The organism is Thiomicrospira sp., from assembly GCF_036568485.1.
Lineage (GTDB): Bacteria > Pseudomonadota > Gammaproteobacteria > Thiomicrospirales > Thiomicrospiraceae > Thiomicrospira.
The window spans coordinates 16,995-33,352 of the sequence record NZ_DATCSL010000090.1; the positions used below are offsets into that span (position 1 = coordinate 16,995).

The window sequence follows — 16,358 nt, forward strand, 5'->3', positions numbered from 1 at the left end:
GTGCCAAGCAATTGTTAGAATGAAATTTTCGACAACAATAAAGAGAACACTATGTTTGAAAACCTAATCAGTAAATTAGATTTAGTTGAAGTCATGAATAATTACTTGATTCCGTGGGGTCTGAATATTGCGATCGCGCTATTGATCTTTTTTGTCGGGCGTATTGTGATCAGCGTGATACATAAATTACTGGGTAAAGTGTTAACACGTTTTCAAGTTAAGTTGATTTTAGTGGAATTTATTCAGCAAGTTGCGCGCTCTTTATTGTTTGTGCTGCTGATTATTGCGGTTTTAAGCCAGCTAGGGTTTGATACGACTTCATTGGTAGCAGTCTTGGCGGCGGGCAGTTTGGCCGTGGGTCTGGCATTAAAAGATTCGTTGCAGAACTTTGCCGCTGGCGTGATGCTAATCATTTTACAGCCCTTTAAAGAGGAAGACTTTGTTGAGGTTGCTGGGCACATGGGGATGGTTGAAAAGGTAATGTTGTTTAGTACCTTATTACGCACCACCGATAACCGTGAAATTACCATTCCTAATGGCCAGATTTATGCTGAGCCATTGGTAAATTATTCCGCGCGCGATACACGACGTTTGGATTTGATTTTTGGTATCGATTACAACAGTGATTTACGCAAAGCAAAACAGATTTTGCAGGACATTGTGGCGGCCGACGAGCGGGTTTTAAAAGAGCCAGAATCTTTAGTGGTGGTGTCGGAGTTAGCCGATAGCAGTGTCAACTTTACCGTGCGTGCGTGGGTGAGTGCCGATAATTATTGGCCGCTTAAATTTGACTTGTTGGAACGTGTAAAGTTGGCGTTTGATGAGCAAGGCATTGAAATTCCTTTCCCACAAATGGCGTTGCATTTTCAACAAGACGTTGCGCAATTGATGACGCCAAAGTCGGAAGTTAAATAATTTTAGCTATTTTAATCAAAAGCACCAGGCCTGGTGCTTTGTTGTTAAGCCGTGCTTTATATGGTTAAAGCGCGGCTTTTTAGTTGGTCGAGTTTAAATCGACTTGAAAGTTGGGTTGGTCGAGCGAATCAATATAAAGTTGCTCAACTTGCGCTCGTGCCCAAGGGGTTTTGCGCAAAAACTTGAGGCTGGATTTAACGGACGGATCATTAGTGAAACACTTAATATTAATCAGATTGCCCAAGCCAATCCAGCCGTAATAATCGACCAAACGTAAAATGATTTGTTCAAGCGTTACGCCATGCAAAGGGTTGTTGGGTTGTGTATTCATGTGTTCTGCTCTTGAAGTCTTGACCAGTGAAGTTCGCAATCGCCCTGTTCGGCGGCAATATAGGCGGAATCACCGCTTAGGCTGATGGAAAACGCCATATTACGTTGCGCTAACTTGGCGAGGCTTTGAACTTCTGACCAATCAAACTGAATAATATCGACCTCGAGTGCTTGCAGTTTGGCTTGGTTTTGCGACCACCAAACATCCGATTTGGAGTTAAAAGTATAAACTTTAGCGACTCGCGCTAAACGACTGGCTTTTTTGATACGCTCAAGACTCGGTTCACCTAGATCAATCCAAAGCATGAGTTGGTCGTCAAGGGTTTTCGCCCAGAGATCGGGTTCATCTACCGCACTTAAACCTTTGGTAAATTCGAGTTTTGTATTTTGATCGGCTTCAATGTTTAGGCAATAAACCAACACACGCGTCATCATGCGTTCGATATTTTCTGACGGATGTTGCGCCACCGTGAGGTTTAACGTTTGATAAAGGTGGCGGTTCATGTCAGAAAGTGAAATGCTAAATTTAAAGATGGTTGGTTTTAATGCCACGCTGGATTCCTGATGTTTTGCTAATGCGGCTTAGTATAGCAAACCGCGTTTTGTCAGGCCGCTTTTCGCCTTGGGTTTTTAATCTCCTTGCGCTCACTTATAATGCGAAAATAAATCTAAATTAATACGGTTAGGGAGCGATTATGGCAATCAGAAAATACAAAGGTATTACGCCAAACATGGCGAGTTCGGCCTGGGTTGATCCTTCAGCGCAAGTGATTGGGCGTTGTGAGTTGGCAGAAGATGTCGGGATTTGGCCTTGTGCGGTACTGCGTGGCGATGTGAATGATATTAAAATCGGCGCCCGTTCAAACATTCAAGACGGTGCGGTGGTGCATACCACACATGAATCTGAGCGTTCAAAAGGTTCGAAAACCATTGTGGGGTGCGATGTGACGGTGGGTCATAACGCAGTATTGCACGGTTGCATCATTGAGGATGAATGTTTGATTGGTATGGGCGCGGTTGTGCTGGATAATGCGGTGGTGCAAAAGCATGTCTTGGTGGGGGCGAACAGTTTAGTGCCGCCAGGCAAGGTGTTAGAAAGCGGGTATTTGTATGTCGGCTCACCCGTAAAACAAGCCCGCCCACTGAGCGATGAAGAGAAGGCATTTTTTAAATATTCGGCCGCGCATTACGTCAAACTGAAAAACGACTTTGCAGCTGAAGATTGATTTTAACCACGAAGAGCACGAAGGACATGAAGATGTTCCAGTTCCCCTCCCTGAGGGATAGGGGGATAAAAAACCTTCGTGCTCTTCGTGTCCTTCGTGGTAAAAAAACCGCTAAATCAGGCCTGTTGGATAAGGCGGCGGACTTCTTCGATTACGGGTTTGGTTTTGGGATGAACGCCGCGCCATAAATAAAAAGCTTCCGCCGCTTGGCCAACCAACATGCCTAAACCATCCATGCGCTGACATTTGGGTTGATGTTGTTGAGCCCATTGTAAAAATATCGTGGGTTCAGCAGCATACATCATGTCGTAAACTAGGCTGTCTGAGCCGATCACTTTTTCGCTAATTGGCGGAAGTTTGCCTTCTAAGCTGGCCGAGGTGCCATTAATAATAATGTCGAAAGGCTGGGCTGGAATATCGTCCCAACCACTACCATGAATCGGCACATCAGTATCAAAACGCTGGCCTAACACTTCGGCGCGTTTCGCGGTGCGATTGGCGATATGTACCAGGCCTGGTTGTTTGTCTAATAAAGGCTTTAAAATACCCTGCACCGCACCGCCTGCGCCAATAATCAGCACTCGTTTGTCTTTAAATGGACGCATGCCATTTTGTTCAATATCGTTTACTAATCCAATGCCGTCGGTGTTGTCGCCATACACGCTACCGTCTTCTCGAAACACATAGGTATTAACCGCTTGCGCCAGTTGCGCACGTTCGCTGAGCTCATCAGCTTGTTCAAACGCATCCAGTTTATAAGGCACGGTAATATTAATGCCTTTGTAACCCTGTGCCTTAAGATAGTCGATTTCGCGCGCAAAATGGGTTTCTTCTGAATCAATACGAATCGCTTCGTAGCTGATGGTTTGCTGAGTTTGTTCAGCAAACAAGCGATGAATTAAAGGTGATTTGGAATGCGCAATCGGGTCACCGACCACTGCGTAATGGTCAATCACGGTTTCAGTCGAACTCATACCGCGCCTTCTTCGTGCAACCATTGCGCGACTTGTTTGGCGTAATAGGTCAAAATGCCATCGGCACCGGCGCGTTTAAAGCAAAGCAGGGTTTCGAGCGCGACTTTGCGCTCATCCAGCCAGCCATTTTGGGCGGCGGCTTTTAACATCGCGTATTCACCACTGACATGATAAGCATAGGTCGGTACTTTAAATTCGGTTTTGATGCGATACACAATATCAAGATAAGGCAAGCCAGGTTTAACCATCACCATATCAGCGCCTTCGTTAATATCCAACGCGACTTCATGCAATGCTTCATTCGAATTGGCTGGATCCATTTGATAGTTGGCTTTATTGCTTTTACCTAAATTGGCCGCTGAGCCGACCGCATCGCGGAAAGGACCATAATAGCTAGAGGCGTATTTGGCAGAATAAGCCATAATGCGGGTATTGAGGTGGCCATTTTCTTCGAGCAAATCACGAATTTCGACAATGCGGCCATCCATCATATCGGATGGGCCAATCACATCCGCACCTGCTTCCGCGTGAGATAAGGCCTGTTTCATTAATACATCAATCGTATCGTCGTTAAGCACATATCCTTTGTCATCAATAATGCCGTCTTGGCCGTGAGTGGTGAACGGATCAAGTGCGACATCGGTCATAACCCCCAATTCTGGGCAAGCGGCTTTGACCGCACGTACCGCACGTTGAGCTAAACCTTCCGGGTTGTAAGCTTCAGCGGCATCTAAGCTTTTGCCTTCCTGCGGCACGACCGGGAAAATCGCAATCATGGGGATGCCGAGTTTAACGAGTTCGTGGGCTTCGTTTACCAGCAAATCAATGGTTAAACGTTCTACTCCCGGCATGGATTGAACCGATTCCCGCTGTTCGAAACCTTCAATTACAAACATGGGGTAAATGAGATCAGCGCAAGTCAGTTGGTTTTCGCGCATTAAACGGCGTGAAAAATCATCCGCACGCATTCGGCGCATACGAGTAATGGGAAATTGACGTTCGATCATGGGATGCTCCGCTTAAAAATTGTTGTTAATCATACGCGCACACGTACAAAAAATAAACTGATGCGAATGCTGACCGTGGAGCGGTTCGTCTCATCAGTCGAATCAAAAAACCGCGATAACTAATAGAAATATAATTGCACCCCATAAAAAATTTATATAAGCAAAGACTAATTTTGCGAATGTTTTAGCTTGAAGTTAGTGAGCGTAAAGGTTTATTATAATCGGCCAGCAATGTGAGTATGGGTTACAAAGCGCGGCCAGTTAATGGGTTTAACTACTGATTAAAAGGCGTCTTTGGACACTTTTACTGGCGATTGGATAAAAAAAACTAGTAACTCTTGAATCTGTGGTGTTGTTACACGTTAAGGATGCCAATCAAGGAGCATAAAATGACAGATAAAATAGTAGAAAAGGTTGCGATTCAAACTGAAGAATCTCGCAACCAAGGCCGTCGCGCGTTCCTTAAGGGCGGCGCAGCGGTAGCGGGTGGCGTGATGTTTACACAGGCCGCTTCAGCTGCTTCTGAAATGAAGTTTGATGCGAAAAAAGCGGTCGCGCCTTATGCCGGTCGTGATGAAATCACTGAAACTCTAAAAGATCCATTGTCTCGTAAGTCATTGGGTTGGGGTGTACGTCAGTACCCATACGGTATGCCGTCACCTTTCGAAAAAGAAGTTCAGCGTCGTACTTTAGAGTGGTTAACACCTGACTCTATGGCTTCGATCACCATGACTCCGTTGCAAAGCTTGCACGGTATGATCACACCAAACGGTCTTCACTTCGAACGTTACCACGGTGGTGGTATCAACATTAACCCTGATGACCATCGTTTGGTTATTCACGGTTTAGTTGAGCGCCCTTTGATCTTCACTATGGACGACCTAAAGCGTTTCCCATCTGAATCACGTATTTTGTTCGCAGAGTGTCCAGCTAACGGCGCAATGGAATGGAAAGGTGTTCAGTTGAACTCAGTTCAGTGGACACACGGTATGATGTCTTGTGTTGAGTGGACAGGTGTTCGTCTATCTACCCTATTGAAAGAAGCGGGTATCAAGCCAGAAGGTAAGTGGTTGATCCCTGAAGGTGCGGATGCATCTGGTATGGCTCGTTCAGTACCAGTCGATCTAGCAATGGACGATTGTATGATTGCTTATGCTCAAAACGGTGAAGCTCTACGCCCAGAACAAGGTTACCCAATCCGTTTGGTTGTACCTGGTTGTGAAGCCAACATGTGGGTTAAGCACCTACGTCGTATCCAAGTTTCTAACGTGCCGTTACAGCACCGTGAAGAAACCTCTAAGTACACTGAGTTAATGCCTGACGGTACGGTTCAGAACATGTCTTGGTACATGGAAGCGAACTCAGTTATCACTTACCCATCTCCAGATTTCAAAATGCAAGGTCCAGGTCGTTATGTAGCGAAAGGGATTGCTTGGTCAGGTCGCGGTAAAGTTGATCACGTAGACATCACGTTTGACGGTGGCCGTAACTGGCACGAAGCAAAATTAACCTCTGCAGTATTGCCAAAAGCTTGGACTCGTTTTGAACTTGAGTTCGATTGGGACGGCAGCGAGTTGTTAATGATGAGCCGTACAACGGATGAAACCGGTTATGTACAGCCAAATATGCCACAAATGCGCAGCATTGAAGGGACAAACAACGTTTACCACCGTACCGCGATGGTAACTTGGAAGATCCACGCGCACAACAGTGAATTCGGAGGCATGATTGAAAATGTTCAATTCTAAGAAAACGCTAATTGCATCGGCTGTAACGGGTGCTATGATCGCTTCAGGCGTGGCTTTTGCAATGTCTGGCAAGCCATCTGAAGATTGGAAAAAAACCATTGAAGCGAATGACGGTAAATACCTAGATGGCGCCGTTGTTAAAGCCATTTTGGGTGAAGACGACCGTGCTCGTTTGGTAGCTAAGTTTGATCCAAGCAACCCTTACTCATTTGAAGTTGATGACGCGATCGACGGTGGTTCACACGGCAACATGCAGTGTAAAGTACCAGAAGCATTTGTTAACGTTCACGCGAGTGCAAACGAAAACTATTATGCGGATACTGAGTTCACCGCTTATGGTTACGGCACACCAATCGCTGAATCTGCCATGTCTAAGTGGAGCATCCATGTAGACGCAGACGGTAATGGTTTACCACCACTTGACGTGGGTATGGAAGTATTGAAGGGTGGTGATATGTACATCCAGTTCTGTGCGACTTGTCACGGTGAGTTTGGTGAAGGTGCGAAAGGTTACTTACCACTTTCAGAAGGTAACCAGTTACCTTTAACCACTTCTGATATTAGTGCTCCTGCACCAGTTAAGACCGTAGGTAACTACTGGCCTTACGCCACGACTTTGTTTGACTACAACCGTCGTGCGATGCCTTTCTGGACACCTAACTTGCCAGCAATCGGTGATGCCGGTTACATGGGTATCACAGGTTATATTCTGCAGATGAACCGTATCCCACTTGATGATGAAGGGACTCAGATCGAAGACGATACATTCTTTAACGCAGAAACCTTGATTCAAGCAAACAAGTATATGCGCAATGCAGGTAACTTCTTCTGTGATCACCGTCCGGTAATCGCAAACGAACGTTGCATGAAAGATTGCCCTGACTACATGGTTGGTAACGGTGAAGGTGATACATCTGATTACCGTACTGCGAATCGTCTACCAGACGGCACGCCACAGTACAACATCGGACAACGTATTGGTGTAGACGCTCCTGGCGTTGGTCACCACGGCTTCTAAGTTGTATTAATCAACCTAAGCCTCTCTAGCACTAAAGCCCGCTTTTAAGCGGGCTTTTTTATTTGTGTGATTGCAATTTTAATCCGCCTGCTTAACAGGCTTGCCTTGTGGTAAAATCAGCCCAATTTTCTAAACGTTGGAATCGATTTTTATGTCTGTTTATACCCTAATAGACTCGGCGGACTTAAGCCTTTTTCTACAAGACTATGATTTGGGCGAATTGGTGCAGTTTGAAGGCATCAGTGCAGGCATTGAAAATACCAACTATTTTGTCGACACCACCAAAGGTCGATTTGTTCTTACCATTTTTGAACATCACACGCCGGATGAACTCGGCTACTTTCTTAATATTATGGCCTTTATGGCCGAACACGATATTCCCACCGCGCATCCCATGCCTGATAAACAGGGTCGATATCTTAAAACCTTGGCGAATAAACCCGCGGCCTTAGTTGAACGCTTGGCTGGTCGCACGCTGGAACAACCAGGCCTGGTGCATTGCGAAGTGATGGCTTATAACCTCGCTAAGTTTCATAAGGCTGGTGGGGAATTTGGTTTTTATCGTGCGAATGACCGTGGCTTAGATTGGGCGCGTGATTTGGTCAATCAAATTCAGCACCTGATGGCTCCGGAAGATCAAGTGTTAGTTGGGAGCGAATTGGCTTTTCAAGAATCGGTTGATTGGGCACATTTGCCTCAAAGTGTGATTCATGCCGATTTATTTACCGATAACGCGATGTTTGACGGTGAAAAATTAACCGGCATTATCGACTTGTATTACGCTTGTCACGGCGCTTGTTTGTATGACTTGGCGGTCATGGTCAATGATTGGTGCCGTAAACCAGATCATAGTTTGGATGAGACTAAGCTCCAGGCCAGTTTGCAAGCCTATCAACTAGAGCGTGAACTAACGGCTGGTGAGCACCAGGCCTGGCCGGCCGCTTTGCGTATGGCGGCATTAAGATTTTGGTTGTCGCGTTTAAAAGATCAGCTCATTCCGCGTGAAGGTGAAATCACCATGATTAAAGATCCGAAAGTGTTTAAAAGCTTGTTAATTTCACATCGTAAAACCACGAATCAAAAAGTTTAAGCTCCCTGATATTATTGATAATTTTTGGCATTGTCTGTTAAAAACCCCCGCGCCCTTCTAAGAATCTGATTAAAATGCTTAGATAGTTCAATGGTTACTAATTTGATGGTCAAAAGGGGGCTCGGTGCTTTTTCCTAAATTATCGCAAGTCGCTACGCAGAATGTGGTTACTATTGCTGAAGACCAGAGCATTCAACAGGCGTTGCACTTAATGCATGAACATCAAATTCGTGATGTGATTGTAACCGGTCCAGCCGGCTTGCGAATTCTGACGGCAAAAGAGTTAATTCAGTTTCAGGTCATGTCGATTTCGTTCGATACCCCGTTGGCCAAAACACACTTAAACACAGTGCCACAATTATCGCCTGATGACAGCGTGTTAGACGGGTTAATCGCAATTCAAAATCACCCAAATGAGCATTTATGTCTTGTCGATGCAAACCAAGTGTTAGCCGGGGTGGTCAGCTACAGTGATTTAGCGTCGTGTTTAGATGCGGAAACCTTAACTCAGACCCAATTAATTGGTGATTTGGTACGCTTAACTCAAGTGTTAAGCGTGGCACCTGATGAATCCATTAAATCGGTGTTTATACGCTTGAACCAACAAGGTCAATCGGCCGCAGTTGTCCAAGATCAAACGCATAAACCGATTGGCATTATTACCCAGCGCGACATTATTCGTTTGTTAGATCAATCCTCTGATTTGGATCAAACAGTACAGCAAGCCATGACCGCCCCTCTCATTACCTTTCCTGAAAGTATGACGTTAGCCGAAGCCTTGGTGGTGAGTCGTAGCAAACAAATTAAACGTTTAGTGGTGGTGAATGCGCAACAACAGATCAGCGGCATTTTGCACCAAAAAGATTTGGTTGCGGCTGTCTATCAAGATTGGAGCACAAGGTTGATGCACCAGCGCGCGCATCTTAAAACCGAACGTGACTTGTTCGTAAGTGGCCCGTTGTCGGTATTAATTTGGCAAGCACGCGGCGATTGGCCGGTTGAGTTTGTGTCTGACAATATAGAGACCATGTTGGGTTTTACGGCGCAAGATTTTATGCAAGCTGATTTTGGTTTGTTAAACCTGGTGCACGAGGATGATCGAGCACAGGTTCAGCAAGAAGTATCGAGATTTATTGGGCAACACCAGACCAATTGGGAGCAGCATTTTCGGGTCAAAGACAAGCAAGGCATACAGCATTGGCTATACAGTTACACGCGGGCCGAATACGATGCTAAAAATGGCGTCGAAAAACTTTATAGCTACGTGATTGATCAAACAGAGCAAATTGAAACCAAACAGCAGCTGCAGGATATCCAACAACGTTATGCTTCGGTCGTGAGTCAGTCGGGCCATGTTATTTGGGAAATCGATCGAAATGGGCTTTATACCTATATTAGCCCAACCGTTGAAAAGTTATTAGGCTATCAACCAGAAGAGTTAATTGGCAAGCTACATTACTATGATCTGCACCCAGAAGAAGGTCGAGCCGAGTTCAAAGAAGCTACCTTGCATGATTTGCATGCCGGTAACTCGGTTAATGAGTTTGAAAATATCGCGGTGCATAAGAATGGCCATTGCGTTTGGCTGAACTCCAGCGGTTTGGCTATATTTGACGATGAAGGTCAGGTGGTCGGCTATCGGGGCGTGGATAATGATATCAGCGAGCGAAAGCAAATCGAAAAGACGCTTCAGCAAAGTGAAGAGCGTTGGCGTTCGGTATTAGAAGGCACCGATCAAGGTGTGTGGGATTGGGATGCTCGCACTAATAAAGTCTATTTCTCCACTAAGTGGAAACAGATGCTGGGCTATGACGTATCGGAAATTTCGGATGACTTATCTGAGTGGGAAAGTCGGATTCATCCTGATGACCGGCAAACTGTACTTCTGCATTTGCAGAGGCATTTAGACGGGTTAACCGACTTTTATGAAAATACACATCGAATGTTATGCAAAGATGGGCATTATAAGTGGATTCTAGATCGCGGACGTGTAATTAAGCGAGATGCGGACGGTCAGCCACAGCGCGTGGTGGGAACCCATACCGATGTAGATAAACAATACCAAGAGAAGCAACGCTTAAAGCACATAGCCAAAAATGTGCCTGGTATGATTTATCAGTTTGTGATTTATGAAGATGGGCGGATGGTTTTCCCGTTTGCTAGTCCCGGTATCCGCGATCTTTATGAGCTTGAACCTGAAGAAGTAGCGGATGATGCCCTTCCAGTATTACAAAAAATTCACCCAGATGATGTTGATCGTATAAAAGCGAGTATTGAAGCGTCCAGACGCAACCTAACTAAATGGCAGCAAGAGTTTCGTGTGTGTTTATCGAATCGCCAAATTTGGGTAGAAGGGCAAGCCACTCCAGCTAAACAGGAAGATAACAGTGTAGTTTGGTATGGTTTCAGTCAAGATGTGACCGAACGAAAACAAAACCAGCAGCGTTTATTAAAGAGTCAAAAACGCCTAAATAAGGCACAAGAAATTGCCAAAATTGGCAGTTGGGAGCTCGACTTAAGTGATAATCGGTTAGCTTGGTCTGATGAGATTTTCCATATTTTAGAGTTGGTACCGCAATCGTTCGAACCCAGTTATGAGTTTTTTGTGGGATGTGTGCATCCCGATGATCGAGACATTTTTGAGCGAGCTTATCAAGGTTCGATTAAAGAGCAAAAAAAATACGAAGTGGTTCACCGCTTGTTAATGTCGGATGGACGTGAGAAATGGGTTCGTGAAATTGGCGAACATGAATACAGTTCGAGCGGAGAAATCCTGCGCTCAAACGGTACGATGCAAGATATTACGCAGCATGTTGAAATTGAAACCAAACTGAAACTCAGTCAAAGTCAGTATCAAGATATAGTCGAAAGTCACCCTTATTACATTAGCCGTTATTTACCGGATGCGCGTTTAATCTTTGTGAATAAAGCATTGGCGGATTTTTTTGGCCTTACGCCCGACAGCATGAAAGAGATGGTGTGGATTAAGTTTTTAACACACGAGCAGCAACCAATTGCTTGGCAAAGTCTACAAAACTGCACACTCGATCAACCTTCGCAAAATTTTGTGTGCACTTTGTATCGCAAAGACGGAGCGATTCGCTCAGTGCGTTGGCATCATCGTGCTTTTTTTGATGAAAAGGGCAAGGTCACGCACTATCAGTCAGTTGGGTTTGATATTACCGAACAGTTAGAAGCGGAAGCCGCGATTAAGTTGGCTCGTCAGCAAGCTGAAGCTGCAGACCGAGCGAAATCTGAATTTTTGGCGAATATGAGTCACGAAATTCGCACACCGATGAACGCGATTTTGGGTTTAAGTGAATTGGCGTTAAATGAAGATATTAGCGGGGTTACACGCAATCAGCTTAATAAAATTTTACAGTCTGGACGTTCTTTATTAGGCGTGTTGAATGATATTTTGGACTTTTCCAAAATCGAGTCAGGTCATTTGAATATAGAGTCTCAACCTTTTTGGTTTGATGGCATCTTGGATCAGTTGAGTAGTCTATTCAGCGATGCGGCAAAGTTAAAAGGCTTGCACTTAGTCTGGGATGTGCAAGACGGCTTAGCGCAAGCTTATAATGGCGATGAACTACGTTTACGCCAGATTCTGATGAATTTAATTAGTAACGCGATTAAATTTACTCAGCAAGGTGAGGTGCGATTAAAAATTGAGCGCGATGATATTGGACATGTATTAAAGGCTAACCAGGCCTGGTTAAAGTTTAGCGTGATTGATACCGGCGTGGGCATGACGCCCGTTCAACAAGCTAATTTGTTTAAGCCGTTTAGTCAGGCGGATAATACCATTACTCGTCAACATGGGGGTTCTGGGTTAGGCTTGGTGATTAGTCAGCGAATAGCGCAAGCAATGGGCAGTCCAGGTATTATTATTGATAGTCAGCCCGACAAAGGCAGTTGTTTTTATTTTTCGATGCCGTTGGATGTCTGTTCGGAAGAGCAGGTTCGAGTACTGAGTCAGAGCATGGTGCAGTTATCTATCCAAAAAAAGCACCTGTCAGGCGAAGTTTTGTTAGTCGAAGACAATATTATCAACCAAGAAATTGCGTTAAACATGCTACAAAATATGGGGCTGAATGTTCAGGTCGCTCAGAATGGCCAACAAGCATTAGACTTGGCGAAAAAACAGCATTTTGATGCGATTTTAATGGATATTCAAATGCCGGTTATGGATGGTTATCAATCAACTCGAGCTATTCGTGAGTTTGATCAAACTACCCCAATTATTGCCTTAACGGCCGCGGCCATGATAGAAGACCGCACCAAAGCACTGGCATCGGGTATGAACGCGCATTTGGGTAAACCCATTGATAGTGGGCAACTTTATCAAACATTAAGTCAATGGTTGGTTGATGTACCGACGCTTGAACACTCAATGGTGCCCAGCTTATCGCTACAAAAAATTGATGGTTTTAACCTGGCGAAAGGTTTGGCACAACTGCAAGGCAATCAAGGTTTATATGAGCGCTTATTAACGCAATTTGCCGATCAGTTAGGTCATGAGTTCGTGCAGCTTCCAAGGCTCTTAAAAAGTTTACAGCAGCATGACGATGATGCGCTTTGGACACAAGCCGAAACCTTGGCTCATGGGCTCAAAGGGGTGGCGTCTAACTTGGGGGCGCAAGATTTGGCGGAATTAGCGACTCGTATTGATGGTTTAGTTAAGCAACGCCAACCTGCGCAAGCTCGTACCATTAAAGCATTGGATAGTGTGATACGGCGAGCTCAAAAATCGATTCAAGCTTGGTTAGCAACTAAAGATCGTTTGCCCATCGAGAAGCGCGCTAAAGTTGATTTAGAAAAAGCCCGCGCCCTCTTACCGAGTCTGCAAACTTCGGTTCAGGCGAGTGAATATATCAGTAGCGAAACCCTCACGGCATTTTTTAGCTGTTTACCGGCGGCTTTGACAAGAGATCAATTGGCACTTGAGCAAGCCTTGCAGAGTTTTGATTTCACTCATGCAGAGCAGCTATTGACCTCACTCTCATCGCAACTGAACTCAGCATCAAGCCGCTTAAAGGATGGTATGAATGAACGAAACTGAATCGCAACATAGTGTGCTCATTGTGGATGATATGACCTCTAACATCCAAGTGTTAGCGAATGCTTTGCAAGACGAGTATCGAATCAAAGTGGCGACCAATGGGCAAAAAGCGATTGATATAGCTAATTCGGATAACCCACCTGACCTGGTTTTGTTGGATATTATGATGCCCGACATGGACGGCTATGAAGTTTGTCGCGAACTTAAGTCGAACTCTAAAACCAGCGGTATCCCGGTGATATTTGTCACTTCACTGAATGAGGTGGATGAAGAGGAGCGCGGTTTGAATTTGGGGGCGGTTGATTACATCACCAAGCCTTTTCATTTGCCTATTGTGAAAGCGCGAGTGCGCAATCATTTGAGTCTTAAATTGAAAACCGATTTGTTAGAAGAGCTGTCGCACATCGATGGTTTAACGCATATTGCAAATCGGCGTCATTTTGACGAGTTTATGACCAAGGAGCTGCGCCGAACGCAACGCGCCCCACAACCCACCTCAGTGATTATGATCGATGTCGATTTTTTTAAAGCTTATAACGATAATTATGGCCACGGTTTAGGTGATGAATGTTTGGTTCAAGTTGCCCGCTGTATGCGGCAGGTAATCAAACGCCCCAATGATTTATTAGCACGTTATGGGGGAGAAGAGTTTGCTGTGATCTTGCCTGAAACGCCGATAGAAGGTGCCATACAGGTCGCGAATGAGCTGCATCAAGCCGTGTCCGACTTGGGTATAAAGCATGAGTTTTCTGGTGTAGAAGATCACGTCACCATTAGCGTCGGTATTGCCACAAGTGTAGTCGCTGACCAAGACCAAGTGAACGAATTGCTTAAACGCGCCGATGCCGCGCTTTATCAAGCCAAACACCAAGGTCGAAACCAAGTTGTGGTCGGATAAGCTTACATACATCACCAGGCCTGGTGCTTTAGGCTTGGGCGCTTAAGCGGTTTCGGTTAGAATAAGCAAACTTAAACGATTCAACCAAAGGAAATTCGATGAGCGCAAATGGCCCAACTTTGATTTATACCCACACAGACGAAGCGCCTGCCTTAGCCACCTATTCACTTTTGCCGATTATTCGCGCCTTTACGCGCCCCGCCGGGCTGAAAGTCGAAACACGGGATATTTCTTTGGCCGGTCGAATTTTAGCTTTGTTTGCTGATTTTTTGACCCCCGAACAGCAACAAGCCGATGCGTTGGCAGAGCTGGGTGAATTGGCAAAAACGCCTCAAGCCAATATTATCAAATTACCGAATATCAGTGCCTCGATTCCGCAATTAACCAGTGCGATTAAAGAACTGCAATCGCAAGGTTACGCCTTACCCGATTACCCAGCTGAACCAAAAACTGAACAAGAAAAAGACATCAAAGCACGTTACGCCAAAGTGTTAGGTTCGGCGGTGAATCCGGTGTTACGTGAAGGTAACTCGGATCGTCGAGTGGCTTTACCCGTTAAAGAATATGCCAAAAAACACCCGCACTTCATGGGTGCCTGGTCGAAAGATTCAAAATCACATGTCGCTCATATGCACGCGCAGGACTTTTACGGGACTGAAAAATCTCTGGTTGCGGATAAGCCAACCACGGTGCGGATTGAACATCATTCTCGCGAAGGTGAGGTAACGGTTCTAAAAGCCAGTACACCTTTGTTAGCCGGTGAAGTGATTGATGCATCGGTGATGAACGTCAAAGCGTTGCGTAAATTCTTTGCTGAACAGATTGCGGATGCAAAACAACAAGGCGTGTTGTTGTCCTTGCACTTAAAAGCCACCATGATGAAAGTGTCGGACCCGATTATGTTTGGTCATGCCGTTGAAGTTTATTATCAAGAGGTGTTTGAAAAACACGCGGATACCTTTAAAAAATTGGGCGTGGATACCAAAAATGGTTTGGGTGATCTGCTAAACAAAGTACGCACCCTGCCGGACATTGAGCGCTTAGCCATTGAAGCCGACATTCAAGCGGTTTATGCAAACCAGCCTAATTTAGCCATGGTGGATTCGGATAAGGGCATCACTAACTTACATGTACCCAGCGATATTATTATCGATGCTTCGATGCCGGCGGCAATTCGCTCGTCAGGCAAAATGTGGGGCGCGGATGGCGAGCTGCACGACATGAAAGCCATGATTCCAGATCGTTGCTATGCGGGTATTTATCAAAAGACCATCGAATTTTGTAAACAGCACGGTGCGTTTGACCCGGCTACGATGGGCACGGTTCCTAACGTTGGCTTGATGGCACAAAAAGCCGAAGAATATGGCTCGCACGATAAAACGTTTGAAATTAAAGCACCAGGCCTGGTTAAAGTCATCAACGAAGCCGGACGGGTTGTTATGCAGCACGATGTGGATACGGGTGATATTTGGCGTATGTGCCAAACCAAAGACGTGGCGATTCAAGACTGGGTGCGCCTCGCTGTAGAACGCGCTCGTTTAACTGACACACCGGCGATCTTCTGGCTGGATTCAGCACGTGCGCATGATGCGAATTTAATTAAAAAAGTGGAAGCCGCTTTACCAAACTTTGATACTGATGGTTTAGATATTCAAATTCTAGCACCGGAAGAAGCGATTGAAGTGACCTTAGAACGCGCTAAAAAAGGTTTGGATACCATCTCTGTCACAGGTAATGTATTGCGTGATTATTTAACGGATTTATTCCCTATTTTGGAGCTGGGAACCAGCGCAAAAATGCTGTCGATAGTGCCGTTGTTGGCTGGCGGTGGCTTATTTGAAACTGGAGCGGGTGGCTCAGCGCCAAAACATGTTCAACAATTGGTGCAAGAGAACTTTTTACGTTGGGATTCACTGGGTGAGTTTTTGGCTTTGTCAGTGTCGATCGAGCATTTAGCGAATCAAACACAGGATCCAAAAGCTAAGGTGTTGGTAGAGACACTTAACCAAGCCACCAGTCAGTTTTTGGATAATGACAAGTCACCAGGGCGTAAACTCGGTGAGCTGGATAACCGTGGTAGTCATTTC

The 16,358-nt window shown here is 45.3% G+C and carries 12 protein-coding genes; 8 read left to right on the forward strand and 4 right to left on the reverse strand.

Translation table 11 applies throughout. From position 1 onward, the window contains the following. The first annotated feature begins 51 nt into the window (after nucleotides 1-51). Nucleotides 52-915, forward strand: coding sequence for a mechanosensitive ion channel family protein (locus tag VIM91_RS09325; protein ID WP_331864554.1), 864 nt, complete (start codon nucleotides 52-54; stop codon nucleotides 913-915). Between the two features lie 79 nt (nucleotides 916-994). On the opposite strand, the gene VIM91_RS09330 is transcribed toward VIM91_RS09325, so the two are convergent. Both VIM91_RS09330 and VIM91_RS09335 read right to left on the reverse strand, forming a co-directional pair. Further along, nucleotides 995-1,246 (reverse strand): VF530 family protein, encoded by a 252-nt coding sequence (locus tag VIM91_RS09330; protein ID WP_331864555.1) that lies wholly within the window; start codon nucleotides 1,244-1,246, stop codon nucleotides 995-997. Continuing rightward, on the reverse strand, nucleotides 1,243-1,797 hold the full coding sequence (locus tag VIM91_RS09335) for a YaeQ family protein (protein ID WP_331864556.1): 555 nt from the start codon (nucleotides 1,795-1,797) through the stop codon (nucleotides 1,243-1,245). Before VIM91_RS09335 ends, VIM91_RS09330 begins: the two co-directional genes overlap by 4 nt. A 143-nt stretch (nucleotides 1,798-1,940) precedes the next feature. Between VIM91_RS09335 and VIM91_RS09340 the strand changes: the two genes are divergently transcribed. Next, nucleotides 1,941-2,471, forward strand: a complete 531-nt coding sequence (locus VIM91_RS09340; RefSeq protein WP_331864557.1) for a gamma carbonic anhydrase family protein — start codon at nucleotides 1,941-1,943, stop codon at nucleotides 2,469-2,471. Nucleotides 2,472-2,587: 116 nt separating this feature from the next. Here VIM91_RS09340 and aroE read toward each other — a convergent pair whose 3' ends face one another. Next, nucleotides 2,588-3,445, reverse strand: a complete 858-nt coding sequence (aroE, locus tag VIM91_RS09345; protein ID WP_331864558.1) for a shikimate dehydrogenase — start codon at nucleotides 3,443-3,445, stop codon at nucleotides 2,588-2,590. Next, nucleotides 3,442-4,452, reverse strand: a complete 1,011-nt coding sequence (gene hemB, locus VIM91_RS09350) for a porphobilinogen synthase (protein WP_331864559.1) — start codon at nucleotides 4,450-4,452, stop codon at nucleotides 3,442-3,444. The genes aroE and hemB overlap by 4 nt, the downstream gene beginning before the upstream one ends. Nucleotides 4,453-4,841: 389 nt before the next feature. On the opposite strand from hemB, the gene soxC reads away from it, so the two are divergent. The 6 genes from soxC to VIM91_RS09380 form a co-directional block, all read left to right on the forward strand. Further along, the gene (soxC, locus tag VIM91_RS09355; RefSeq protein WP_331864560.1) at nucleotides 4,842-6,200 is read left to right on the forward strand and encodes a sulfite dehydrogenase; all 1,359 of its coding nucleotides are present in this window, start codon (nucleotides 4,842-4,844) and stop codon (nucleotides 6,198-6,200) included. After that, a complete protein-coding gene (locus VIM91_RS09360; protein ID WP_331864561.1) occupies nucleotides 6,187-7,218 on the forward strand; it encodes a hypothetical protein in 1,032 nt (343 codons plus the stop codon). The genes soxC and VIM91_RS09360 overlap by 14 nt, the downstream gene beginning before the upstream one ends. Before the next feature lie 151 nt (nucleotides 7,219-7,369). After that, nucleotides 7,370-8,308, forward strand: coding sequence for a homoserine kinase (locus tag VIM91_RS09365; RefSeq protein WP_331864562.1), 939 nt, complete (start codon nucleotides 7,370-7,372; stop codon nucleotides 8,306-8,308). Nucleotides 8,309-8,432: 124 nt separating this feature from the next. Then, nucleotides 8,433-13,373 (forward strand): PAS domain-containing protein, encoded by a 4,941-nt coding sequence (locus tag VIM91_RS09370; RefSeq protein ID WP_331864563.1) that lies wholly within the window; start codon nucleotides 8,433-8,435, stop codon nucleotides 13,371-13,373. Next, a complete protein-coding gene (locus VIM91_RS09375; protein ID WP_331864564.1) occupies nucleotides 13,360-14,271 on the forward strand; it encodes a PleD family two-component system response regulator in 912 nt (303 codons plus the stop codon). Before VIM91_RS09370 ends, VIM91_RS09375 begins: the two co-directional genes overlap by 14 nt. 98 nt (nucleotides 14,272-14,369) lie before the next feature. After that, nucleotides 14,370-16,358 (forward strand): NADP-dependent isocitrate dehydrogenase (locus VIM91_RS09380; RefSeq protein ID WP_331864565.1); only part of this gene is annotated, 1,989 nt, incomplete at its 3' end.